This window comes from Plantactinospora sp. KLBMP9567, from assembly GCF_033446045.1.
Classification (GTDB): domain Bacteria; phylum Actinomycetota; class Actinomycetes; order Mycobacteriales; family Micromonosporaceae; genus Plantactinospora.
This window is the reverse complement of record NZ_JAWQRR010000047.1, coordinates 114,993-137,231: the sequence shown is the minus strand read 5'-3', so window position 1 is coordinate 137,231 and position 22,239 is coordinate 114,993. Positions and strand designations below refer to the sequence as shown.

Genomic DNA, 22,239 nt, shown 5'->3' with positions numbered 1-22,239 from the left:
GGCTTCAGCCGGAGACGGAGAAGCTGTTGGTAACGAAGTCCCGGCCGCCGGCGGACGAGGTGATCTCGTAGCCGAGCTGGACGTCCCCGATCGTGACGTCACCGAACCAGCCACGGTCGCGGATCCAGGTGGCGATGCCCCGGATGTCGACGGTGCCGGAGTTGGTGTTGCTGGTCCGGATGAACGAGTAGACCTGGTTGGATCCGTTCGAACCGCGGTAGATGTCCCAGGAGTGCCCACCGACAGATGCCCTGACCTGGAAACTGCCGAGCGGGCCGACCGGCCCGTACTTGTTCATCCAGAGCATGATCTCGTGCCCGTGGTCGGTGGTCCAGATGTCGTACGCCGTGGTGTAGGCGATGCCGCTGCCGCTGGTCGGCACCGTCACGTTGAAGCTGCTGGTGACGTTGCCCAGGGCGCTGACCCGGCGACCGATGTACCGGGTCGCGTTCGGGTACGCCTTGATCCCACCGGTGTTCGGGTGGTCGGCCCAGACTCCCCAGTTGCTCGGCGAGTTGGCCCAGATGGTCTGCGGGCCGTATCCCGAGCCCCAGATGTTGTTGTAGAGCGTGTAGCCGCCACTGGACCAGGTGCCCCAGCGGTCGCTGGAACTCCAGACGGCAGCCTGGACGGGCGCGGGTGCGGCGGTGACGGTCAGCACGACGGCGAGCGCGAACGCGCCGATCGTCAGACGTGCGGTGCGCAGCACGATGACCTCCTTGTCGGCCCGGCGCTGACGGGACGGACGCCGGGATAGCCGGAGCAGTCGAGGGCTCGACTGCGGCCTGGAGATGGCGCGCGCGACATCGCTCACCGAAAATTTAGTTTTGGTTCCAAACTAAGTCAATAGATGTCCACCGATCACATTCGGGCGAAGCCGCGCCCCTCGCGATCGGCTACCGTCGGCGGATGGCCACCCCGGCGCCGCTAGTACCGATATCAGCTGCCCGGCGGACTTCGCACGCTGGGTGGCGTCGGTGGCCGTACCGGGGTTGGCCGAACCGGTCAGCTACGTGGTGGACCTGACCGGTGTACTCCGGCTGGCGCCGAGGCGCAGTGAGCACGTCGCCTGCGCCGGTGGGCAGGACGTACTCGGTGCCGGGGAGGTCGCCTTCACGCACGAGCGGGCCGGCGGGCGGAATGCTCCGTCTGGTCATTGGGTCGTCAGTTATCTCAGCAACCAGTCGACCGGCTACTGCCCCGACCTCGACTCCTGGCCGGCGGTGGCCTCCGCGCTCGACCGGGCCGAACTGCCGCACCCGGACGGCTTCACCGCCGGCCTGGTCTTTCGCCGCTGCCCGGACTGCGGATTGCGCAACGTGGTGCGGGACGACGACTTCAGCTGCGTCGCCTGCGTTGGGGACCTGCCTCGACGGTGGAACCTCGACCGGAGGTAGCCGAGCCGAACGAGGCGGCCGAACGCATGCAGCACCGGGGCGGATTGTCGCCGACGTGTCAGCCGGGCTGGCTCCCTCGCCCCGGACTGGTCCGGCTCGGGCTGTCGCGCGGGCAACCCTGGTCATCCCGGGCAGTGGTTCGACCGTCACCTCGGCGGTGACCTGGAGGTCGAACCCGTCGAGCGTGCAGCCGGTGATCCGGGCGCTGTTGGCGGCGGCGATGACCGCCGCCCGGGCACAGGCTCGATCCGGGCCGTCCAGCGCGTAGGCCGCGCCAGCGAGCGCGCCGAGGTCTGCCGCGACCCGAGCCTGGTGCCCGGCCACCCGGGCGGCGCCGATCGCCGCCGCGCCAAGGCTGAACACCACCAGTACCAGGCCTACGGCGAGCAGCCACACGGTGGCGCTGCCCCGATCGGATCCGCCGCCGTTCGAGCCCGGCCGGCAGCCTGCTGCGGAACGTCTGGCCGAGCGGAGTTGCCGATCAGGACCCTGGACCGATCGGCGGCACCGAGCCCGCCTCCGCCGGGTCCAGTCGAGTCCGGAACGCGCCCGGGTCGCGCTCGCGGCGCGGTCGGTCGTCATGACAGCGGCTCGGGTGCACCGGGCTCGACGGCCGCCACCGCGATCGCACTCACCGTCAACCGGGGCAACCGCGCACCGAGCGCGCGCACCGGTGCCCGTACGGTGGCCACCACCCGGTCGCCGTCCACCGAGACCGACACCTCCGCGCCCGGTGGTGCCGCCCGGGCACCGGCAGGTACTCCCGGGGCACCGCGGGAGGCGGCCAGGGCCGCCTCCCGCGCCGCGTCCACGCACTGTCCCTTGGTGGTCACCGCGTTCACGGCGGTGAGCCCGGCGAGCAGCAACAACAGCAGCGCCGGCAGGCCGGCCGCCAACTCGGCGGTGAACGAGCCCCGGTCGCGGTCGCCCAGCCAGCGCCGGCTCACGACAGGGCCCGGTCGATCACGCTCGCCAGTGCGGCCTGCACCCGGCCGGAGGTGAGTACCTTCAGCAGGATCCCGGCGAAGGCGACGGCGGCGAGGGTGCCGACGGCGTACTCGGCGGTGTTCATCCCGGCGTCGCCGCGGAGCCGGGCAATCAACTTGCGCAGCATTGAGTTCCCTTCTCGAATCGGTCACAGCACGTCGCCGAGTACGGCGACGATCACCGGCACCAGGCCGGCGAGAATGAAGGCGGGCAGGAAACACAGGCCGAGCGGCAACACGATCAGCACACCGGCCCGCCGGGCCGCCGCCTCGGCGCCGGTCACCCGGTCGGCCCGCAGGTCGTCGGCAAGTCGGGTCAAGGCTCCGGCCAGTGCCGCGCCACTCGTCGAGGAGCGGACCGCCGCCGACGTCAGCCGCTCCGCGCCCGGCACCGGCCCGAGGCGCGCCCACGCCTCCTCCGCCGTACCGCCGAGCCGGAGGGTCCGGCCGACCTCGGTGAGGCGCTCACCGAGTGGGCCGGCGAGCGCCTCCGCGACGGCGCAGACGGCACGGTCGACCGGTGCGCCGGCCCGTAGCGCCGCCGCGAGCAGGTCGGCGGCGAGCGGCAGGTCGGCTGACTCGCGCAGCCGACGCCGCCGGACAGCCGCTGGCTCGAGCCGGCGGAGCAACCGGTCGAGGCCGACCGCCGTCGTCACCCCGAGCAGTACGCCCAGCCAGCCGCCAAGCAACACTCCAGCCGCGAGCCCGGCCAACCCGGCCGCGAGCCGGACGAGATCGATCCGGCCCGACCAGCCCGGCCGGCTCTCGTCCCACCCGCGCCGGCTCTGCCCCGACCCGCGCCCAGACCGTCCGTCGGCGCGCTCACCGACGTCGTCGAGCGCGTGGGTCGTGACGTGGCGCGATCGACGACCGGTCAGCCCGGCTGCCCGAGTGGACAGTCCGGCGGGATTACGTGGCCGCGGCCGTTGGCGGAGTCGACCGAGCGCGGAGAGCCGCCGTCGGGACGACCGGCGAGCGGGCACCCCGACCAGCGTCAGCAGCAGAGCGAGACCGGTCAGAGCTCCCGGGACAAGGGTCCGCACCGTCGTCAGCGCCCCGAGGTGGCGACGGACGCGAGCCGGCCAGCCTCATCGACTCGGCCACCGAACCTGTCGACCCCACCGCCCTCACCAGCGAGCCCGCCGAACCCACCACCGAACCTGCCGATTCCGCCGGACCTGTCGGCCCCGCCGAACCCGCCGAACCCGCCGCGCAATCTGTCGGCCCCGCCGGCACTTCCGCCAACCCCGTCGCCCCGGTCAGCCCGGTCGACCCCGTCAGCCCGGTCGTCCCGGTCGGCCTCGCTGCCGATCCGGTCCGCGCGGCCGGCGCCGCTGAGGCGACTCGCCCAGACCAGGCCGGTGAGTTGCAGGAGGATGGCGCCGACCGCGCAGGCGGCGCCGATCGGGGTGTGCAACAGGATCTCCAGCGGGTCGACGCCGATGCCGTAGCCCAGGGCGATGCCGCCGGCCGGTAGTCCCGCCAGCAACCAGGCGGTGGCACGTGCACCGGCTGCCTGCGCCTCGGCGGCGGCCAGCCCTCGGCCCATCGCCCGCGCGTCGGCCTCGATCCGCTCCAGCAGGTCGGCCAAGGGCGCCCCGGTCTGCTCGGCGAGGCGCACCGCCGACCGGGCAAGACCGGCCAGTCGGTCCGATCCGTCGGCCGCCAACATGACGGTCGACGGTGGCAGCCCGGCTCGCAGGTCGGCAGCGAGGCCGCAGAGTGCGTCGAGTTGGCGGCGCTGTGCCCGCTCGGCCGACCGGCCGGCCCGGCGGCGCAACAGACCGTGTATCGCCAGTCCGGTGTAGGCAGCGACGGCGAGTCCCGCGACCGGACCGCCGGCGAGGGTCCCGCCGACGCTGCCCAGCACGACACCGACGACCACGGCCCGCCGAGGCGGCACAGAGGCCAACAGCCGATCCAGCGCGGTCGACCAGGACTTCCGCGACTTCGCCGAGCCGACCTCTGCCGGCCAGCCTCTCGGGTCGGGCCGGTGGGCGGTGCTCTCCATGGCATGGCGCCCGCCGATCACCGCCCGACGCCGGGCCCGGGCGCGGCTGACCGGCCAGCCGACCAGGATCGCCGCGCCGGCCAGGCAGACGGCCGCCAGCCACCAGGCGATCACGGCGTACCCCGGGTGATCTCCCGCCGGCCGGGGGAGGGTTGTGGCCAGGACCGGGACGCGGCGTCCAGCAGGGGCGGTACCGGCACTCCCCGCTCGGCGATCAGCGCGGCCAGCGCCGGAGCAGCCGGCCCGAGACCCCGGTCCCGGCGCCAGGCCGGTACGACGGTGACCAGGCGCTCCGGCCCCGCCGGCAGCAACAGGCAGACCGCCTCCAGCACCCGCCCCGTCGACGCGCGGCGGACCTGGAGCAGCACCTGGAGCGCGGCGGCCACCTGGGCGTGCAGGGCCGGCCGGGGCAGCCCGCCGAGCAGCCCCAGTGCCTCCAACCGGGCCGGCACGTCCGCCGGAGCGTTGGCATGCAAGGTGCCGGCCCCGCCGTCGTGCCCGGTGTTCAGGGCGGAGAGCAGGTCGACCACCTCCGCGCCTCGGCACTCACCGACCACCAGCCGGTCGGGCCGCATCCGCAGGGCTTGGCGCACGAGGTCGCTCAGCCCGACCGAGCCGGCGCCTTCCACATTCGAGGTGCGGGCCTGGAGGCCGACAACGTGTGGATGCACGGGCCGCAGCTCGGCAGCGTCCTCGACCAACACGATCCGTTCGGTCGGCGGTACCAGGCCGAGCAGCGTGTTCAGCAGCGTCGTCTTGCCCGACCCGGTCCCGCCGACGACCAGGTAGGCGAGCCGGGCGGCGACCACCGCCGCGAGCAACGTGGCGGCGGCGCGGGGCAGGGTGCCGTGGCGTACCAGGTCGTCGAGGGTGAACGGACGCTGGCGGAAGGTACGCAACGACAGGTAGGGCCCGCTGGTCGCCACCGGCGGCAGTACGGCATGCAGCCGGGTACCGTCCGGCAGCCGCGCGTCGACGTACGGGCTGCCCTCGTCCAGCCGTCGACCGCAGGCGGCGGCGAGCCGCTGGGCCAGCCGGCGTACCTCGTCGGGGCCGCCGAGTGGCACCGACACCGGAGACAGCCCGGTGCCCCGGTCGACCCAGACCTCGCTGCCGTTGACCAGTACGTCGGTGACCCGGTCGTCGGTGAGCAGGGGCGTCAGCGGGCCGGCACCGACCAGGTCGTGGTGCACCCGGGTGGCCATGCGCAGCACGGTGGTGTCGCCGAGGACGGCGGCGCCGGGCTCGGCACGTACCGCCGCGACGACGGCGGCCGGGGTCACGGTCGTCCCCTCGGCGGCGAACCGGCGCCGGACCCGGGCGGCCAGATCGTGCCTCATTGCCGGGCCGCCTCGGCGCGGGTGCCCCGACTCCGGGCCACGTCAGTGCGGGCAACCCGGTCCTGCCGCGCGCCGGTGTGGGAGGCCCGACCCTGGACCGCGTCAGTGTGGGCGCGTCGGCCCTGGGCCGGGTCGGTCCGGGAGACCCGCTTCCGGGCGGTCATCGCGCCTCGGCCGGAACGCCGGCCGCACCCGTGAGGTCGGTGATGATGCGCTGGCAGAGCGCCGCCAGCGGACCGCGCCCGGCAGCCGCCGGGGCCTCGCCGCGTTCCAGGTTGCGACAGAGCCCCGGCTCGGGTCGCAGCGTGCCGACCAGTGGCAGGTCAAGTACCCGGGCGACCTCCCGAGCCTTGAGCCGGCCCGGGGCCGGGCCGCGCACGATGACCGAGAGGTTGGCGCAGTGCAGCCCGGCGACCGCGGCCACCCGGGCCGCCGCTGCGGTAGCCCGCAATTCGGCGGGAACGAGTACGAACGCCTGGTCGGCAGCTTGTAGTGCGATCACCGCCGCGTCGTCGAGCTGTCGGGGCAGGTCGACGACGACGATGTCCCGGCCACGCCGGCCGGCGTCCATGGTGGCCGCCATCGCCTCGGCCGGCAACGCCAGCAGGTCGCCGCGATCCCAGGAGAGCATCACCAGGTCGCCCCGACTCGGCAGTGCCCGGACCAGCGCGGGCGCGTCGACCCGACCGTCCGCTTCGGTCAGCGCGGGCCAGCGCAGGCCCTCCAACTGCTCCCAGCCGAGCACCAGATCGAGGCCGCCGCCGAGCGGATCGGCGTCGACCAGCAGCGTGCGCAGGCCGCACCGGGCCGCCGTGATGGCGAGCCCACCGGCCAGTACGCTCGCGCCGGCCCCGCCGCGCCCGCCGATCACCGCGACGATCCGGGCCGGGCCACCCACGGCACCCTGACCGGTGACACACTCGCCGAACCGGTCGACCAGCCAGGGCTCGGCCGCCGGCAGCACGGCGACGTGCTCGGCGCCGAGCAACTCGGCCACCTCCCAGCCGCCATCCCCTTCCCCGGCACGGCCCACCAGAACCATCCGGGGCCGGCGGGGCAGCCTCGCCCGTAGGCAGGCCTGCGCCTGGTCGGTGCCGACCACCACCAGCGGCGCGGCGGCCCACCGGGACCGGGCCGACGCCGGATCGGCGGCCACCTCCACCTCGCCGCCACCCGCCGCGGCGAGCCGGAGCAGTTCGTCGAGTAGCTCGTTGTCCGAGGTCACGACCAGGGGCAGGCGCGGTCCGGGACGGACCGGGGTACGCGGTGGCATCACGTCCTCCAGCGGTGGGATCCGGCTCCAACGGGCGGTCCGGTTACCGCCACACCCTGGCGTCCCGAACCTCCGTTCCAGGCACCGGAAAGCTGCGCTGTGGATAACTGGACCGGCTGTGGATAACGCCCGTCGGGTCGGTGGATCTGGTATGTGCACCGGGGGCGGTCAGCGGCGGTCCCGGCAGCGGGCGCGGGCGGCTGTGTGCGTACCCGATGGGGTTTCGCCCCGGATGCGGCGGGCCGGGCGCGGCGGGCGGTCACCGAGCGGGACAGACCCCGCGGGGCCGGTCATATTCGGGACCGGCGGGGGTACCCGCGACGTGCGGGTCGCTACCGGCGCGACGCAGCGGTGAAGATCGGGGAGGAAGCCGTCATGGCGCAGTCCGTGAGCACGACCTCGGTGGTGCTGGAACCAGCCGCGGAGGAGGTAATCCGGATGACGGCGAATCCGCCGTTTCCGTTCCAGCTCGCTCCGGAAAAGGGACGGACGAAGCTGGTCGAGATGCAGTCGGGCAACATCCCCCGTCCAGAGGTCGACATCGAGGACATCATGGTGCCCGGCGGCCCCACCGGGCAGGTACCGGTGCGGATCGTCAAGCCCCGGGGCGCCGGCCGGTTCGGTGGCGCGGGCGGCGGGCTGGGCGACCGCCTCCGCTCCGCCGCCCAGGAGATGATGCGGCCGCGCGGAGTCGGCGGCATGCTGCCGGCGGTGCTCTACATCCACGGCGCGGGCTGGGTCTTCGGCGACTCCCTCACCCACGACCGGCTGATCCGCGAACTCGCGGTGCAGTCCAACTCGGCCATCGTCTTTCCGGAGTACAGCCGGTCGCCAGAGGCGCGGTATCCGACCGCGATCGAGGAGTGCTACGCGGTGGCGCAGTGGTTGACCAGCCAGGGCGACGACTACGGCCTCGACCCGACCCGGATCGCCATCGCGGGTGACTCGGTGGGCGGCAACCTGGCGACGGTGGTGGCGATGCTGGCCACCCGGCGCGACGGTCCCCGCTTCGCCCGGCAGGTGCTGCTCTATCCGGTGACCGACGCCGACTTCGACACCGCCTCCTATCGGGAGTTCGGCACCGGCTACTACCTGAGTCGAGAGCTGATGATGTGGTTCTGGAACCAGTACCTGCCGGACCGGGCCGAACGGGCCGATCCGATGGCGTCACCGCTGCGGGCCAGCCCCGAGCAACTCCGGGGCATGCCGCCCACCCTGGTCACCACCAACGAGGCCGACGTGCTGCGCGACGAGGGCGAGGCGTACGCGGCAAAGCTGCGCAGGGCCGGCGTACCGGTGACCCAGGTGCGTTACCAGGGCATCATCCACGACATGGCGATGCTGGACGCGCTGGCAACCACCCAGGCCGCGCAGGCGGTCACCGCCCAGGCCGCGACGACGCTGGCCCGGGCCCTGCACCACGAATAGCCCCGGCCTTACCCGGCCACCCCGGCCCCATGAAGGCTCCGGAAGCCTTACGACGGGGGCCGACCGGGACCGGCAGCGGGAACCGAGCCGTATCGGCCGCGTCCTCGTATGGTTGGCCTGGTGAAGACCCTCCACACGGCGTACCGCGTATCGGACCTCGCCGCGTCGCTCGCCTTCTACACCGCGCTCGGATACACCTTGGTCGGTCGCGTCGACGTCGGGGACGGTGCAAGTCTGACCGTCCTCAAGTTCCCGCACGAGAATGTCGTCACGCTGGAGTTGGTGCACCGGCCGGCCGACGGGCCGGTGGACGTCGGTACCGGGTTCAGCCACCTCGTCGTCCAGGTCGACGACCTCGCCGGCACCGTCGAGGCGCTGATCAGAGCCGGCCTCTGGCCCGGCCCCGTGGAACAGCCCGCCGGCCCGGGCGGCCCGCAGACCTCGTGGCTCACCGACCCGGACGGTTACCGGATCGAGTTGGTGCAGTGGCCACCCGGGCACGCCGACGGGATCACCGCCGCCGACTTCGGGTAGCTGCCCGTTCGGCCGCTCGGTCGACACTTGAGCAGGGGCGCCGGATCACTTGAGTAGCAACGGGGCCGGCGCCGGCCGATACCGCTGGGTCGGCGACCGCGCGACGGACGGCGTGGCCCGACCCGCGTCGAGCCCGGACAGGTCGGCCCGACCCGACCGCGCGCCGGAGATAGCCGGACGGCCGTGACCAGTGTGAATGCGCTTCACCGGATAAAGCGACGACCCCCGTCGGGGGGAGACGGGGGTCGTCTGGGGTTCGGCTCCGGGGGGGTCGAGCCGAACCCGCTCGGCGGTCACGGGGGGTGCGACCGCCGAGGTCTACCGAGCACAGAGGATATGAAAGTGTGTCGCAACTACAAGCATGCCTGAGTCGACCCGTATACGTCGAGTGGCGTTAACTTCCACTCCCTGCGAAAGTCCGCCCTCAGGCTGTGACCGTGATCACCCTGGGGCTGATCGGCCGATCAGGGGGTAACCGGTCAGCAGGTGCCAAAGGTGACCCCGCGCACCCGCTGACCATAGACCATCCGGCTAGACTTTCGCGCCGTGGGCCGAAGCGCCGCTTTCTTCGATCTGGACAAGACCGTCATCGCCAAGTCGAGCGCGTTGGCGTTCGGTCGGCCGTTCTACCGGGACGGGCTGATCACACGCCGCGACGTGGTCAAGTCCGCGTACGCCCAGCTCATGTTCCGGCTGGGCGGCACCGACGAGCAGACGATGGCGCGTACCCGCGACTATCTGGCGACGCTGTGCAAAGGCTGGCCGGTGGACCAGGTCCGACAGATCGTCGCCGAGACGCTGCACGAGCTGATCAACCCCTACGTGTACGCCGAGGCCGCCGCCCTGATCGAGGAGCACCAGGCGGCCGGCCGGGACGTCGTACTCGTCTCCGCCTCCGGCGAGGAGATGGTCCGGCCGATCGGTGAGCTGCTCGGGGTCGCTGACGTGATCGCCACCCGGATGACGGTGGTGGACGGGCGGTACAGCGGCGAGGTGGAGTTCTACGCGGCCGGTCCCAGCAAGGTCGACGCGGTCGGCGAGCTGGCCAAGGAGCGCGGCTACGACCTCACCGCCTCGTACGCCTACTCCGACTCCGTCAGCGACCGTCCGCTGCTGGAGTGTGTCGGCCATCCGAGCGCGGTCAACCCGGACCGGGCGCTGCGCAAGCTCGCCGTGGAGAACGGCTGGCCGGTGCTGGAGTTCCGGCACCCGGTGCCGCTCGGTCGCCGGCTCCGGGAGCGTCCCGCCGTGCCGGTCGCCGCGGCGGCCATCGGAGTCGGCGTCGGGGTCGCCATCGGCATCGCCTGGTACGGCCGGCACCGCCGGACCCGCACCCCCACCGCCTGACAGCTCGCAATCAGGCAGGGCCCGGGTCGACCGGTCCCCGCCCACCGGGGCTCGAACTGCCCGCCGCCGACCCGTTCGGCGTGGAGTCGGCGGGTGCCGGATCCGCCAGTACCTCGTCGCCGATCTCGGTCAGCCGCTCCGCGCCGACCTCCACCGCCGTCGCGTAGTGCCGGAGCCAGGAGCGGAGCCCGTCCGGGGTACCGGTGGCGAAGGCGCCGGCCGCGCCGACGTACTCCGGCTCGCGTTCCGAGTGGCCCAGGTCCACCGCGATCAGGCCGCGCGGGTCGAACCCGGTGGCGAGCAGGGTGAGCCGGGCGGCGGCCCGGGCGACCACCCCGGACGGGCCGGCGAAGGGCCGCAGCGCCAACAGCTCCCCGTGTACGACGGCAGCCAGCACCACCGGCGACACCGACGTCCCCCCGGCGACCAACCCGGCCAGCCCGTCCAGCCGAGCGCCGAGCGCGGCCGGCAGCACGGACGCTCCGGCGGCGGGGCCGTGATCCGGTACCGGCCGGCCGAGCGCCTCCTCCGGCACCGTTCCCCGGGCCGCCAGGGTGTGCAGCCGGGCGAGCACCTGGCGGGGCGCCTTCGGCCACAGGTCGGCCAGCCCGGGCAGCGCTCCGGCGACCCGGAGGGCACCTTGCAGCACGGGATCGGTCACGGTGCCGGCGCGGACCGTCTCGCGCTCGTGCGCGTACCCCTCCAGCGCGGAGCTGGCCACCGCGGACCGCAGGCTGACCTCGGCCGCGACCTGGCCGCCGTGCCGGCGCAACGCGCGGTGCCGCAGCGCCTGGTCGACCCGCTCGCGGGCCCGGTCGACCGCGGGCGCGACGTCGGCGAGGTCCAGCAGCGGGGCGAGCGGGTCGGTGGCCATGCTGTCACCGTAGTTCCCGGCCCGGTCAGGCCGGCGCCGAGCGCCGGAACCTGCGCCCGTCCAACGCCTCGGCGTCTTCCAGACGGAATCAGCCGGACAGCTCCGGCGTCTTCCGGACGAATCCGCCGGACGGTCCGCCGGTGCCGGAACGTACGGTGACCGGCGAGCGCCGGAACGCCGCCATTCGGCGCGTCTGATCGCGCGAGTGGTACGGACCCCTCGCCCCAGCTACCAGGCCCGATTAACCTCCTACCGAACGACACTGACGCGACGCCTGAGGAGCCATCCACCATGAGCGAGACTCTGGCAAACCTGTTGCAGGAGACCCGGCAGTTCCCGCCGCCGGCCGGCCTTGCCGCTGCCGCCAACGTCACCGCGGACGCCTACGACGAGGCTGCCGGGGACCGGCTGGCGTTCTGGGCACGCCAGGCGGGCCGGCTGGACTGGTCGAAGGAGTGGGACGAGACCCTCGACTGGTCGAATCCGCCGTTCGCGAAGTGGTTCGTCGGCGGCCGACTCAACATCGCCTACAACTGCCTGGACCGGCACGTCGCCGCCGGGCACGGCGACCGGGTGGCCATCCACTGGGAGGGCGAGCCCGGCGACACCCGCACGATCACCTACGCCGACCTGCTGGCCATGACCAGCCAGGCGGCGAACGCGCTGACCGACCTCGGGGTCACCGCCGGTGACCGGGTGGCGATCTACCTGCCGATGATCCCGGAGGCGGCGGTCGCGATGCTCGCCTGCGCCCGGATCGGCGCCACCCACAGCGTGGTCTTCGGCGGCTTCTCCGCCGACGCGCTGACCAACCGGATCCAGGACGCCAGCGCCAAGGTCGTGATCACAGCCGACGGCGGGTTCCGCCGGGGCAAGCCGTCGGCGTTGAAGCCGACCGTCGACGAGGCGGTCGGCAAGTGCCCGACGATCGAGCGGGTGCTGGTGGTCCGGCGTACCGGGCAGGAGGTGGCCTGGAGCGACAAGGACGTGTGGTGGCACGAGACGGTGGAGACCGCCTCGACCGAGCACACCGCCGAGGCGTTCGACGCCGAGCACCCGCTGTTCATCCTCTACACCAGCGGCACGACGGCGAAGCCGAAGGGCATCCTGCACACCTCCGGCGGCTACCTGACCCAGGTCGCCTACACCCACCACGCCGTCTTCGACCTGAAGCCGGAGACCGACGTCTACTGGTGCACCGCCGACATCGGCTGGGTGACCGGGCACTCCTACATCGTGTACGGCCCGCTGGCCAACGGCGCCACTCAGCTCATGTACGAGGGCACCCCGGACACCCCGCACAAGGGCCGCTTCTGGGAGCTGGTGCAGAAGCACAAGGTGACGATCCTCTACACCGCCCCCACCCTGATCCGCACCATGATGAAGTGGGGCGACGACATCCCGAAGGGGTACGACCTCTCCTCGCTGCGCCTGCTCGGCAGCGTCGGCGAGCCGATCAACCCCGAGGCATGGATCTGGTACCGGGAGAACATCGGCCGCGGCGCGTGCCCGGTCGTCGACACCTGGTGGCAGACCGAGACCGGGGCCATCATGATCTCCCCGCTGCCCGGGGTGACCTCGGCCAAGCCCGGCAGCGCGATGCGCCCGCTGCCGGGGATCAGCGCCGACGTGGTGGACGACCAGGCGCAGTCGGTGCCGGACGGTGGCGGCGGCTTCCTGGTGCTGCGCGAGCCGTGGCCGTCGATGCTGCGCACCATCTGGGGCGACGACCAGCGCTTCCTCGACACGTACTGGTCCCGCTTCGAGGACCTCTACTTCGCCGGTGACGGGGCGAAGAAGGACGACGACGGCGACCTGTGGCTGCTCGGCCGGGTCGACGACGTGATGCTGGTGTCCGGGCACAACATCTCCACCACCGAGGTGGAGTCGGCGCTGGTCTCGCACCCGTCGGTCGCCGAGGCGGCGGTGGTCGGCGCCACCGACCCGACCACCGGGCAGGCGATCGTCGCCTTCACCATCCCGCGCGGCTCCGTCGACGCCGAGGGCACCGCGGGCGAGGCGCTCATCGCCGAGCTGCGGGAGCACGTCTCGAAGACCCTCGGCCCGATCGCCAAGCCCCGGCAGATCATGCTGGTGCCGGAGCTGCCGAAGACCCGGTCCGGCAAGATCATGCGCCGGCTGCTGCGCGACGTGGCCGAGAACCGCTCGCTGGGTGACGTCACCACGTTGCAGGACTCCTCGGTGATGGACCTGATCGCGTCCGGGATGCGTTCCGGCAAGTCCGACGAGGACTGACGGTCTCTCGGCCGCAGCGGCGACGATCGCCGCACGGCCGAACCAGCACACCTTCGCACGATGGGCGGATCCGCTCCGGGTCCGCCCATCGTCGTGCGCGCCGGTGGTGGTCGGACCGGTCGGGGGGTACGGGTGGGTACGCGAGCCGGCGCCATTACCGATTACCGGCCTGGGGACGTGGCACGAACGGTCGGGGTTCCTGCCGTAGCCGAATCGTGACATTCCTATGTCCGAAAATAGGTGACCGTTGGAATGCTTTCGCCCTGATTAGACGTAGATCTGACTACCCCGATGAGCCGTCCCCGACCCGTGACAGCGTTCGGTCCATCTGCAATGGTGATGGTCGCGTCTGATGACAGTGCCCGCCAAGAGCCGGCCTGTCCTGTAACACTTCCACAAAGGAGGAGGACCTTTGAGGAGACGAGTCACAGCGGGCCTGGCAGGTGCCACGGCCACGCTGTTGGCCGCCAGCGCGCTCTCCGCGCCGGCGTACGCCGCTCCGTCGGCGCCAGCCCCGGTGGACCGGGAACCCCAGGGTGCGGCCCACCGGGCCGACAACCTGCCCGACCCGCTCGCCGAGCAGCACCAGCAGGTTCGCCAGGAGGCCATCGCCGCGCTGCTGTCCGGCAAGGCCAAGCTGCAGACCCGCAACGGGTCGAAGGTCATCCAAATCAAGGCCGACCGGTTCGTCGAGTACCAGCAACCCCCGAAGTCCGACCCGATCTTCACCATCCTGGTGGAGTTCGGGAACCAGAAGGACTCGCGCACCGGCGGCACGGACGGCCCGTTGCACAACCAGATCAAGGAACCGGACCGGGTCTACGACGGCGGGGCGACGGACGACAACAGCACCATCTGGAAGCCGGACTTCAACCGGCAGTCGTTCCTCGACCTGTTCTACGCCAAGGGCAAGGAGTCGATGGCCGACTTCTACCTGAAGCAGTCGGGTGGCCGCTACACGGTCGGCGGCGACGTCAGCGACTGGGTGAAGGTCCCGTTCAACGAGGCCCGCTACGGCAGCAACAACATCCCGGAGTCCGACGGCTACTGGAACTTCGTCAGGGACACCGCCACCTCCTGGTACGAGTCGCAGGTCGCTGCCGGCAAGACCTCCGAGCAGATCAAGTCCTACCTCGCCCAGTTCGACATCTGGGACCGGTACGACTTCGACGGTGACGGCGACTTCAACGAGCCCGACGGCTACGTCGACCACTTCCAGGCGGTGCACGCCGGTGAGGGCGAGGAGGCCGGCGGCGGCGCCCAGGGCGCGGACGCGATCTGGTCACACCGCTGGGCCGCCTTCCCGAACCTGCAGGGCAGCGCGGGGCCGGAGAACAACAAGGCCGGCGGCGTACAGATCGGTGACACCGGCCTCTGGATCCGCGACTACACCACGGAGCCTGAGAACGGCGGTCTGGGCGTCTTCGCCCACGAGTACGGCCACGACCTCGGCCTGCCCGACCTGTACGACACCCAGGGCGGCGACAACGGCGTCGGGTTCTGGAGCACCATGGCCTCCGGCTCGTGGCTCAACCACGGCAAGCAGGACATCGGTTCCACCCCGGGCTACTTCGACCCGTGGTCGAAGCTCTTCATGGGCTGGCTGAACCACTCCACCGTGGAGTGGGACAGCGGCACTACCTTCGCCACCCTCGGTGCGGCCGGCAAGACCGACGGCCTCGCCCAGGCAATCGTGGTCAACCTGCCTGACCAGGAGGTCAGCACCGACTACAACACCCCGTTCGCGGGTGATTACGAGTGGTGGGGCGGTAGCGCCGACGACCTGAACAACACCATGACCCGGACCCTCGACCTCACCGGGGCCAGCACCGCCGCCATCACGGCGAAGGCCCAGTACGAGATCGAGGAGGACTACGACTACCTCTACGCGGAGGTGTCGACGAACAACGGTTCGACCTGGACGCCGCTGGCCAACGAGCTGATCGAGGAAGGCGAGACCGGCGTCGACGGTTCGACCGACGGCGAGTGGATCGACCTGACGTACGACCTGTCGGCGTACGCGGGGCAGACCGTGCAGTTCCGCTACCGCTACCAGACCGACGGCGGTGTGCACTTCGCGGGTCCGTTCCTGGACAACATCTCGCTGGTCGTCAACGGTACGGCGGTCTGGACCGACGGCGCCGAGACGGCCGACCCGGCGTGGACCGCCCGCGGTTTCACCCGGTTCACCGGTAACGTCACGGAGACGGTTCCGCACTTCTACATCGCGGAATACCGGACCTACTACGGCTACGACAAGACCCTGAAGACCGGTCCCTACAACTTCGGCTGGCAGAACACCAAGCCGGACTTCGTGGAGCGGTTCTCCAACCACCAGGGTCTGCTGATCTGGTACGTGAACTACGCGTACGGCGACAACGACACCATCGCTCACCCGGGCTCCGGCCTGAACCTGCCGGTCGACGTCCGGCCCGGCCCCATCACGGTGCCCGGGGTCGGCAACGTCACCAACCGGCGCAGCAGCTACGACGCCACGTTCAGCCGGTTCGCCAAGCCGGCGCAGACGTTCCACCTCAACGGGGTGGCGACCACGGTGCCGAAGCTGAACCCGGTGACGGTCTTCAACGACTCGGACCCGAACCGGTACTGGACGGCGCAGAACCCGATGAACTCGGTCAAGGTCGCCGGCACCGGCACCAAGATCGAGCTACTGCTGGAGAACCGCCTGATCAGCGACCTGGCGATCATCAAGATCACCAACTGATCCGACGTACCACGGTCGGGGGGGGGGGCGGCGGGGGCGGGGGCCGCCCCCCGCCCGGGCCCGGGGCCCGCGGGAACCCCACACGGACCCCAGGACCCCGGGGGGGGGCGGCACCCGCTGGCGGCCCCCCCCCCCCCGCTCGCGTCCACGGGGACGGCGGTCAGCCTGCGGCCAGGTCGAGCCAGCCGTACCGGTGCTCGCACGGGGGCCCGGCCGCGATGCCGAACCGCCGGTCGTCCAGGTCCAGCAGCACCGAATAGACCGTCTCGGAGCGCTCGGCCAGCGGCATCCGTTCGTCGACGTGCCGGCAGATGCCGTGCGGAAAGCTCGCGTGGTCGCGGAAGAGCGCCGCGAGGTCGCCCTCGCCGACCTTGCCGACCGCCGCCTTCGGCGCCAGCAGCCGCCTGGCCCGGGCCGACCGGAACAGCGACGAACCGCCCCAGTCCTTCATCGCGTCGTGCACCGGCAGCCCCGTCTCCAGATGGTTGGCGTGCGTGAGGTACCCGTCCACCGGGTGCAGCCAGCCGGCATCGCCGGGCACCAATTCCAGGTCGATCAGCTCGCCGCCTGCCTCCGCCGCCTGGCCGAGCAGCAGGTTGATCGAGCTGTTCCGGGTGCCCCGGACGGCGGCCTTCAGCGCCTCGGCCAGGCTGTCCGCCTCCAGCGCCGCCCGCAGGAGTACGTGGTACGGCACGCCCGGCTCGACCCCGGGGCCGGGCAGCCCGTCCCGGTCACAGCCGAGCATGTTCACGCAGACGCCGACCCCGGCCGAGTTCAGCCCGGTCTTGGCGACCATGCCCGCCTCGGTCAGGGTCAGCACGGTCAGCCCGCGCTCGTCCCGGGTGGCCAGCAGCAGCATCACGTCACGCTGGTCGGGGTGCCAGTCCCAGTTCTGCCCGAGCAGCAGGTGACCGTTGCCGGTGTGGGTGCCGAGCACCCCGACCGCGGTACAGCCGCCGGCATCGGCGTCCGGCGGGGCGGCGGACCCGCCGTCCGGGTGCCGGCCGTAGATCAGCTCGGTACGCGCGTTCAGCGCGTAGACCTGCTCGACCCGGGCCCCGGCCCCCTCGGCCACCCCGTCCAGCAACTCGGCGACCCGGGGATGGTGCCGCCGGGTGGCCTCCCGGAACGCCCGCCCGGCGACGGTCACCGCCGCCTCGTCCCAGCCGCCCTCCTCGCGGAACCGGCGCAGGTAGAACTCCAGGTTCGCGGTGATCAGGTCCCGGGCCGCGGCACCGTACCCGGCACCGCACTCGGCCGGTGTGCCCTGCACCCGGATCAGCGGGACCGGCAGGTCGGAATGGTCGAGCCGACGGCCGGAAGTCATCCCAGCACGCTAACCGGATCACCCGGTCGACGTCACCGGCGTTCCTGATCCCCTAGTCATGACCACCCCAGACCGGCCCGGGCGGCCCGGGAAATTCCCGGACGATCCCCTGATCCGTAGGTTGTGCCGGATCCGTCCCGCGCCGCTGGCCCTAGGCTGTGGACATGAGGGAGCGAACCGGCCAGGTCAGCAAGGAGCGGCGAAGCGAGCGCAGCCGGCTGTGTCCCGACTCTCGGGGCACCGTGCAGTCGTGGGAAGTCGCCGGGCCCGCCGGCACACCGGGGGAGGCGGCATGAGCGAGCGCGGCGGCGGCCGCAGGTCCGTCGTCGACGAGTCCTGCGTACTGGTGGACGGGCCGTGGACGCACCGCTTCGTAGGCGCCAACGGCAGCCGGTTCCACGTCGTCGAGGCCGGCAGCGGGCCGCTGGTGCTGTTCCTGCACGGCTTCCCCGAGTTCTGGTGGGCCTGGCACGAGATGTTGCCGGCGGTCGCCGACGCCGGCTACCGGGCGGTCGCGGTCGACCTGCGCGGTTACGGCGCCAGCGACAAGCCGCCCCGGGGGTACGACGGCTACACCCTCGCCGCCGACGTGGCCGGACTGATCCGGGCACTCGGCGAGCGCTCGGCGATGCTGGTCGGCTCGGGCGCCGGCGGCATGATCGGCTGGACCGCCGCCTCCTTCCACCCCAGCCTGGTCCGCCGGCTGGTGGTGCTCGCGGCACCGCATCCGCTGCGGCTGCGCGCCGGCATCTTCGCCGACCCGCGCGGCCAGTTCGCGGCGGCCACCCCGACGCTGAAGTTCCAGATTCCCCGGTACGAGCACGTGCTGACCCGGGACGACGCGGCGCTGGTCGGCTACTTCCTGCAACGCTGGGGCGGACCGCACTGGGTGCGGAGTCCCGGCTTCGCCGACTATGCGGAGCGCTGCCGGCAGGCGATGCGGATTCCGCAGGCCGCGTTCTGCGCGATGGAGGGCTACCGCTGGGCGTTCCGGTCAGTACTCCGGCTGCACGGCTACCGGTTCGTCAAGCTGATGCAGAAGCCGCTGGTCACCCCGACCCTGCAACTGCACGGCGCGCTGGATCAGGCGTCGCTGCCGCGTACCGCCCAGGGCTCCAGCCGCTACGTGGTGGCCCCGTACGAGTGGCGGCTGCTCGACAACGTCGGCCACTTCCCGCACGTCGAGGCAACCGACCTGGTGCTGGGCGAGGTGCTGCGCTGGGCCAAGTCGTGACCGCCGTACCGGCCCCGGGGCGCCGGCCGGCCGCCTGCGAGCGCAGGTCAGGCGCGGTTCTCCCGCAGGTCGGTGACCTCGGCCGCCGGTGCCCAGCCCTGGTAGACCCCGAAGTCGAACGCCTCCAGCCCCATCGCCTCGGCGACCGGCCAGCGTCCGCCGGTGTATTCCACCCGCAGCCAGTTGTCGTGCTGGGCGAGCACGATGAACGGCTGGCCCTGCCACGAGCACCTGGTCCGGACGTAGACCAGCTCGCCGACCTCGGCCGCGGCCACCACCCGGACGTACCGCCCGGGCCGGACCTCCTCGAAGCCCTCGCCCGGTTCCGCCTGGTAGAGGCGCACGTCGTCACCGGCCGGGCTGGCCTCGTACTCCCGGCCACGCCACTGGGCCACGTAACCGTCGCGCATCAGCCCTCCTCGGCCCGGCGCCAGAGGGGTACGTCGCAGTCCAGCGTCGCCACCAGCCGCTCGGTGCCGTCGAGCCCGATCCGGTGGAGCTGCGCGCCGTGCGGCAGCCGTACACTGTCCACCTTGAACTCGGCCACCACGTCACTGCTCTCGCCCGGCGCGAACCCGTTGCCCCGGAACGGCGGCCGCTCGATCACCCAACCCTCCATCGCCCGCATGGCGGCCTCGTTCTGGCCGCCGTACGGTATCCGGTAGAGGCTGGGCCGGTACGCCGGCCAGCGGAGCACGTAGATCTCCTCGGCGTCCCGGTCGAAGGGTGAACCGGGGTAGTGCAGGCCGAGCGCGGCGTAGAGCTTCGCCGGGGTACGCAGGTGGGCGACCTCGGAGGCCCGGTGCACGAAGCCCGACACCCGGTCGTAGCCCCGGTCGAGATAGTAGGAGAGCTGGCTGGGGGCGATGGTCTTCTGCATCATCGTCGGCCGCCCCGGGTCGTCCCGAGCCGGCGCGTACGTCGGCCGGGGCGCCTCCTCCTCGGCGGGCGCCTGCGGCGCCGGCTCACCGGTGTCGTCGCCGAGGCCCACCTCGGCGGCCCAGTTCGCCAGCGCGACGATCTGTCCACCCGGAAGTTTGGCGCCGACCGGCGTGCCCGGGTTCACCGCGAAGGAATAGTTGTCGTCCGGCCACCGCCGGATCAACTGGGCGAACTTGACCTCGACGGTGTCGATGGTCTCCGGCAGGTGGTCGCCGAGCCGCTCCGGGGAGGTGAACACCACCACATAACGCTCCCCGTCCAGCAGCTCGGTACGCCACTCGAAGCCGTCGTCACCGGGTCGGGCGCCCGGAGCCGAGTTGAACGCCACCGGCAGCAGCACCCTGGCGAGCAGCAGCGTGGAGAGGAACGTGTCGGTGCTGCCGTCACCGGCCGCGTCGAGCAGGCTCCGCTCGACCTCGTTGGCCGGTACGAAGTCCGACGGCAGCCGGCGGGCGGGCACCGGATCGGCACCGGCCGGCGGCTCGGCGGCGACCGGTCCGGTCGTACCCCAACCGGCGGCCGGCGGCCGGGCACTGGCCGGAATCGGCTCGGTCGGGGCCGACCCGGGGCCGAACTGCTCGGTGACCGCCGGATCGTTCGCAAACCGCTCGGTCGGCTGGGAACCACCGGCGAACTGGTCGCTGACGGACGGAGCAGCGGCGAACTGCTCGCGGACCGATCGACCGGCGGCGAACTGCTCGGTGGCGGACGGGCCGGCGGTGAACTGCTCGGTGGGTGCCGGGCCGGCGCCGAAGCTCTGGGTGGGCAGCGAGCCCATCGTCAGGGACTCCGTCGCGAACGACCGGCCGGAGAACGACTGGGTGAGACCCGTACCGGTGAGGATCTGTTCGGTGGGACGAGCCTCGGTGGGTTCCGGATCGGCGGCTGCCCGGCTCGCGGGAACCGGATCGGTGCCGGGCCGTCCGGAACCGGCCAGCTCGTAGGCCGTCGTCGGACCCTCAGCGGTCGCGCCGGACCACGGCTCACCGGCCACGGACGGCGAGTCACCGGCCGGACGTCGAGGAACCGGGGTGAACAGTGACGGCTCGGAGCGCGCGACCGGTGGCGTCCAGGTCTCCGGGGCCGGGACCTCCGGGGCCGGGACCTCCGACGGGGGCATCCACGGGGCGACGGGCGTGCCGGGCCACTCCTCCGGCGTCCGGGTCTCGACCGGCTCGGCGGGTCGGTCGACCTGCTGGCCCGCGTACCCGTGCCAGGCCGGTGGCGGGCCGCCCGGCGCACCGCCGGACGGCGGCGCGGACACCGACGACGCCGGACCAGCCGACCCCTGCACGGCTGCCGAACTGCCGTTCGCCGTGTTCGCCGAGGTGGGTCGGGTCGGACCCGCTGGTGTCATCCAGCCCGCCGAGGTGTCCTCCGAGATCTGGCTGCCGAAGTCTCCGCCCAGCCCGCTCCGGGCCGGCGTCGGCGCGATCACCGGCACCGTGGCCGGGGTCCCGCTCGCCGTGGCCGGGGCCGGGGCGGGTTCCGGAGACGACAGGAACGCTGTCGGTTCGCCGGTCGGCGGCACGATCGGGGCCTGCTCGTCGGAGGCCTCGACCGACCGGGACGCCTCGGCCGGCTCCCGGGACGACTCGGCCGGCCGGAACGGGTGCGCCGGTGACTCCGGCTCCATCGACCGGAACGACTCGGCCGCCTCCCGCGACGCCCCCGGCGACCGCAGCGGCGGCCCCGGTGAGTCCGGGTCCGTCGACCGGAACGCGTCGGCATCCATCGACCGGAACGCGTCGGCATCCATCGCCCGGAACGAGTCGGCGTCCGTGGCCCGGAACGCGTCAGCACCCGCCGCCCGGAACGGCTCGGCGTCCGCCGCCCGGAAGGCATCGGCATCCATGGGCCGGAAAGAGTCGGCGGACTCCCGCAACGCCCCAGGCGAGCGCGAGGGCAGCCCGTCCGGGTCGATCGGCCGGAGCGGCAGCCCGTCCGGATCGACCGCCCGGAACCCCCCGGCCGGTTCGGGCTCCGCCCTCGGCCCGTCCGGCGGGCGACGCGGTACGGCGGCCGTGGCCCGGGCTCGGGCGGCCCGCTCGACCTGCTCCAGCCGTGCCCGGGCGCCCACGCTGCGGCCGGGCAGCCGTACGTCACCCCGGGAGAGCTGGGAGACGAACCAGGCCGGCAGGTAACCCTCGATCGGCAGCCCGGGGTTCACCGCGAGCCACCACTCCGGGTTGGGCCATCCGGTGGCCAGTTCGGGATAGGGTGCCTGCCGGGTCGATCCGGCGTTCTCGGCGAGACACGCGCGCAGTGCGGCGGTGGACGTGAATGCGAGTACGTGCGTCCGGCCACCGGTGGTCCAGGTGCCCCAGCCCATCGGCGCACGACCGGCGAGCGCCTCGGCGGAGACCGGCAACAGAAGATCGGTGCGGGCGAGAATACGGAAATAGAGTTCCTGGTCGCCCGCCCGCAGTGCGTCCCGCATCGCGGCCTCGGTCTCGGTGGCTGGCTCCCATTCGGTCACGGCCACCTCCCTCTCGCCGAACAGGCCACAAGCATCGCGTACAACCTACAAGGTGGGGACCGGATCACAATGGTTGGCTGGCGGTG

The 22,239-nt window shown here is 72.5% G+C and carries 17 protein-coding genes and 2 pseudogenes; 7 read left to right on the top strand and 12 right to left on the bottom strand.

Annotated elements, in window-relative coordinates; translation table 11 throughout:
* Positions 1-4: 4 nt before the first annotated feature.
* The gene (locus tag R6Y94_RS35985; RefSeq protein WP_318398862.1) at positions 5-814 is read right to left on the bottom strand and encodes a GH12 family glycosyl hydrolase domain-containing protein; all 810 of its coding nucleotides are present in this window, start codon (positions 812-814) and stop codon (positions 5-7) included.
* 163 nt (positions 815-977) lie between these two features.
* Between R6Y94_RS35985 and R6Y94_RS35980 the strand changes: the two genes are divergently transcribed.
* Positions 978-1,397: a hypothetical protein gene (locus R6Y94_RS35980; RefSeq protein WP_318398910.1), complete on the top strand. Its 420-nt coding sequence runs from the start codon at positions 978-980 to the stop codon at positions 1,395-1,397.
* 78 nt (positions 1,398-1,475) lie between these two features.
* On the opposite strand, the pseudogene R6Y94_RS45445 reads toward R6Y94_RS35980, so the two are convergent.
* The 7 genes and pseudogenes from R6Y94_RS45445 to ssd all read right to left on the bottom strand — a co-directional run.
* A pseudogene (locus tag R6Y94_RS45445) lies at positions 1,476-1,979 on the bottom strand (Rv3654c family TadE-like protein); the annotation flags it as partial.
* Positions 1,976-2,344: a TadE family type IV pilus minor pilin gene (locus R6Y94_RS35970; protein WP_318398863.1), complete on the bottom strand. Its 369-nt coding sequence runs from the start codon at positions 2,342-2,344 to the stop codon at positions 1,976-1,978. The gene R6Y94_RS35970 and the pseudogene R6Y94_RS45445, both read right to left, overlap by 4 nt.
* On the bottom strand, positions 2,341-2,511 hold the full coding sequence (locus R6Y94_RS35965; RefSeq protein WP_101368449.1) for a DUF4244 domain-containing protein: 171 nt from the start codon (positions 2,509-2,511) through the stop codon (positions 2,341-2,343). The genes R6Y94_RS35970 and R6Y94_RS35965 overlap by 4 nt, the downstream gene beginning before the upstream one ends.
* A 21-nt stretch (positions 2,512-2,532) precedes the next feature.
* Positions 2,533-3,123 carry a type II secretion system F family protein gene (locus tag R6Y94_RS35960; protein WP_318398907.1) on the bottom strand — a complete coding sequence of 197 codons (591 nt, stop codon included), beginning with the start codon at positions 3,121-3,123 and terminating at the stop codon, positions 2,533-2,535.
* Positions 3,124-3,431: 308 nt separating this feature from the next.
* Positions 3,432-4,508 carry a hypothetical protein gene (locus tag R6Y94_RS35955; protein ID WP_318398864.1) on the bottom strand — a complete coding sequence of 359 codons (1,077 nt, stop codon included), beginning with the start codon at positions 4,506-4,508 and terminating at the stop codon, positions 3,432-3,434.
* Positions 4,505-5,734 carry a TadA family conjugal transfer-associated ATPase gene (locus R6Y94_RS35950; RefSeq protein WP_318398865.1) on the bottom strand — a complete coding sequence of 410 codons (1,230 nt, stop codon included), beginning with the start codon at positions 5,732-5,734 and terminating at the stop codon, positions 4,505-4,507. The genes R6Y94_RS35955 and R6Y94_RS35950 overlap by 4 nt, the downstream gene beginning before the upstream one ends.
* A gap of 160 nt (positions 5,735-5,894) precedes the next feature.
* Positions 5,895-6,959 (bottom strand): septum site-determining protein Ssd, encoded by a 1,065-nt coding sequence (ssd, locus tag R6Y94_RS35945; RefSeq protein WP_318398908.1) that lies wholly within the window; start codon positions 6,957-6,959, stop codon positions 5,895-5,897.
* 423 nt (positions 6,960-7,382) lie between these two features.
* On the opposite strand from ssd, the gene R6Y94_RS35940 reads away from it, so the two are divergent.
* From R6Y94_RS35940 to R6Y94_RS35930, 3 genes are all read left to right on the top strand, one after another.
* Complete coding sequence (locus R6Y94_RS35940; protein ID WP_318398866.1) at positions 7,383-8,435, top strand: alpha/beta hydrolase; 1,053 nt, start codon at positions 7,383-7,385, stop codon at positions 8,433-8,435.
* Positions 8,436-8,555: 120 nt separating this feature from the next.
* Complete coding sequence (locus tag R6Y94_RS35935; RefSeq protein WP_318398867.1) at positions 8,556-8,969, top strand: VOC family protein; 414 nt, start codon at positions 8,556-8,558, stop codon at positions 8,967-8,969.
* 546 nt (positions 8,970-9,515) lie between these two features.
* Positions 9,516-10,316, top strand: a complete 801-nt coding sequence (locus R6Y94_RS35930) for an HAD-IB family hydrolase (protein WP_318398868.1) — start codon at positions 9,516-9,518, stop codon at positions 10,314-10,316.
* Between the two features lie 103 nt (positions 10,317-10,419).
* On the opposite strand, the pseudogene R6Y94_RS35925 reads toward R6Y94_RS35930, so the two are convergent.
* Positions 10,420-11,190 (bottom strand): annotated as a pseudogene (locus R6Y94_RS35925) (hypothetical protein); the annotation flags it as partial.
* A gap of 291 nt (positions 11,191-11,481) precedes the next feature.
* Between R6Y94_RS35925 and acs the strand changes: the two are divergent.
* Entirely contained in the window at positions 11,482-13,446 is a 1,965-nt protein-coding gene (acs, locus tag R6Y94_RS35920; protein ID WP_318398869.1) for an acetate--CoA ligase, read from the top strand.
* A 412-nt stretch (positions 13,447-13,858) separates the two neighbouring features.
* A complete protein-coding gene (locus R6Y94_RS35915) occupies positions 13,859-16,171 on the top strand; it encodes an immune inhibitor A domain-containing protein (protein ID WP_318398870.1) in 2,313 nt (770 codons plus the stop codon).
* 160 nt (positions 16,172-16,331) lie between these two features.
* On the opposite strand, the gene R6Y94_RS35910 is transcribed toward R6Y94_RS35915, so the two are convergent.
* Entirely contained in the window at positions 16,332-17,498 is a 1,167-nt protein-coding gene (locus R6Y94_RS35910) for a C45 family peptidase (protein WP_318398871.1), read from the bottom strand.
* A 292-nt stretch (positions 17,499-17,790) separates the two neighbouring features.
* On the opposite strand from R6Y94_RS35910, the gene R6Y94_RS35905 reads away from it, so the two are divergent.
* Positions 17,791-18,732 carry an alpha/beta hydrolase gene (locus tag R6Y94_RS35905; RefSeq protein ID WP_318398872.1) on the top strand — a complete coding sequence of 314 codons (942 nt, stop codon included), beginning with the start codon at positions 17,791-17,793 and terminating at the stop codon, positions 18,730-18,732.
* A gap of 47 nt (positions 18,733-18,779) precedes the next feature.
* Here the strand turns inward: R6Y94_RS35905 and R6Y94_RS35900 are convergent, their stop codons facing one another.
* Both R6Y94_RS35900 and R6Y94_RS35895 read right to left on the bottom strand, forming a co-directional pair.
* Entirely contained in the window at positions 18,780-19,145 is a 366-nt protein-coding gene (locus R6Y94_RS35900; RefSeq protein WP_101368460.1) for a hypothetical protein, read from the bottom strand.
* Complete coding sequence (locus R6Y94_RS35895) at positions 19,142-22,153, bottom strand: SseB family protein (protein ID WP_318398873.1); 3,012 nt, start codon at positions 22,151-22,153, stop codon at positions 19,142-19,144. The genes R6Y94_RS35900 and R6Y94_RS35895 overlap by 4 nt, the downstream gene beginning before the upstream one ends.
* Positions 22,154-22,239 lie beyond the last annotated feature (86 nt).

What these genes read in the sequence shown, in the direction of transcription:
- R6Y94_RS35910 (WP_318398871.1), bottom strand. Translation starts at nt 17,498, where the DNA reads ATGACTTCCGGCCGTCGGCTCGACCATTCCGACCTGCCGGTCCCGCTG.
- R6Y94_RS35950 (WP_318398865.1), bottom strand. Translation starts at nt 5,734, where the DNA reads ATGAGGCACGATCTGGCCGCCCGGGTCCGGCGCCGGTTCGCCGCCGAG.
- acs (WP_318398869.1), top strand. Translation starts at nt 11,482, where the DNA reads ATGAGCGAGACTCTGGCAAACCTGTTGCAGGAGACCCGGCAGTTCCCG.
- R6Y94_RS35940 (WP_318398866.1), top strand. Translation starts at nt 7,383, where the DNA reads ATGGCGCAGTCCGTGAGCACGACCTCGGTGGTGCTGGAACCAGCCGCG.
- R6Y94_RS35905 (WP_318398872.1), top strand. Translation starts at nt 17,791, where the DNA reads ATGAGCGAGCGCGGCGGCGGCCGCAGGTCCGTCGTCGACGAGTCCTGC.
- R6Y94_RS35965 (WP_101368449.1), bottom strand. Translation starts at nt 2,511, where the DNA reads ATGCTGCGCAAGTTGATTGCCCGGCTCCGCGGCGACGCCGGGATGAAC.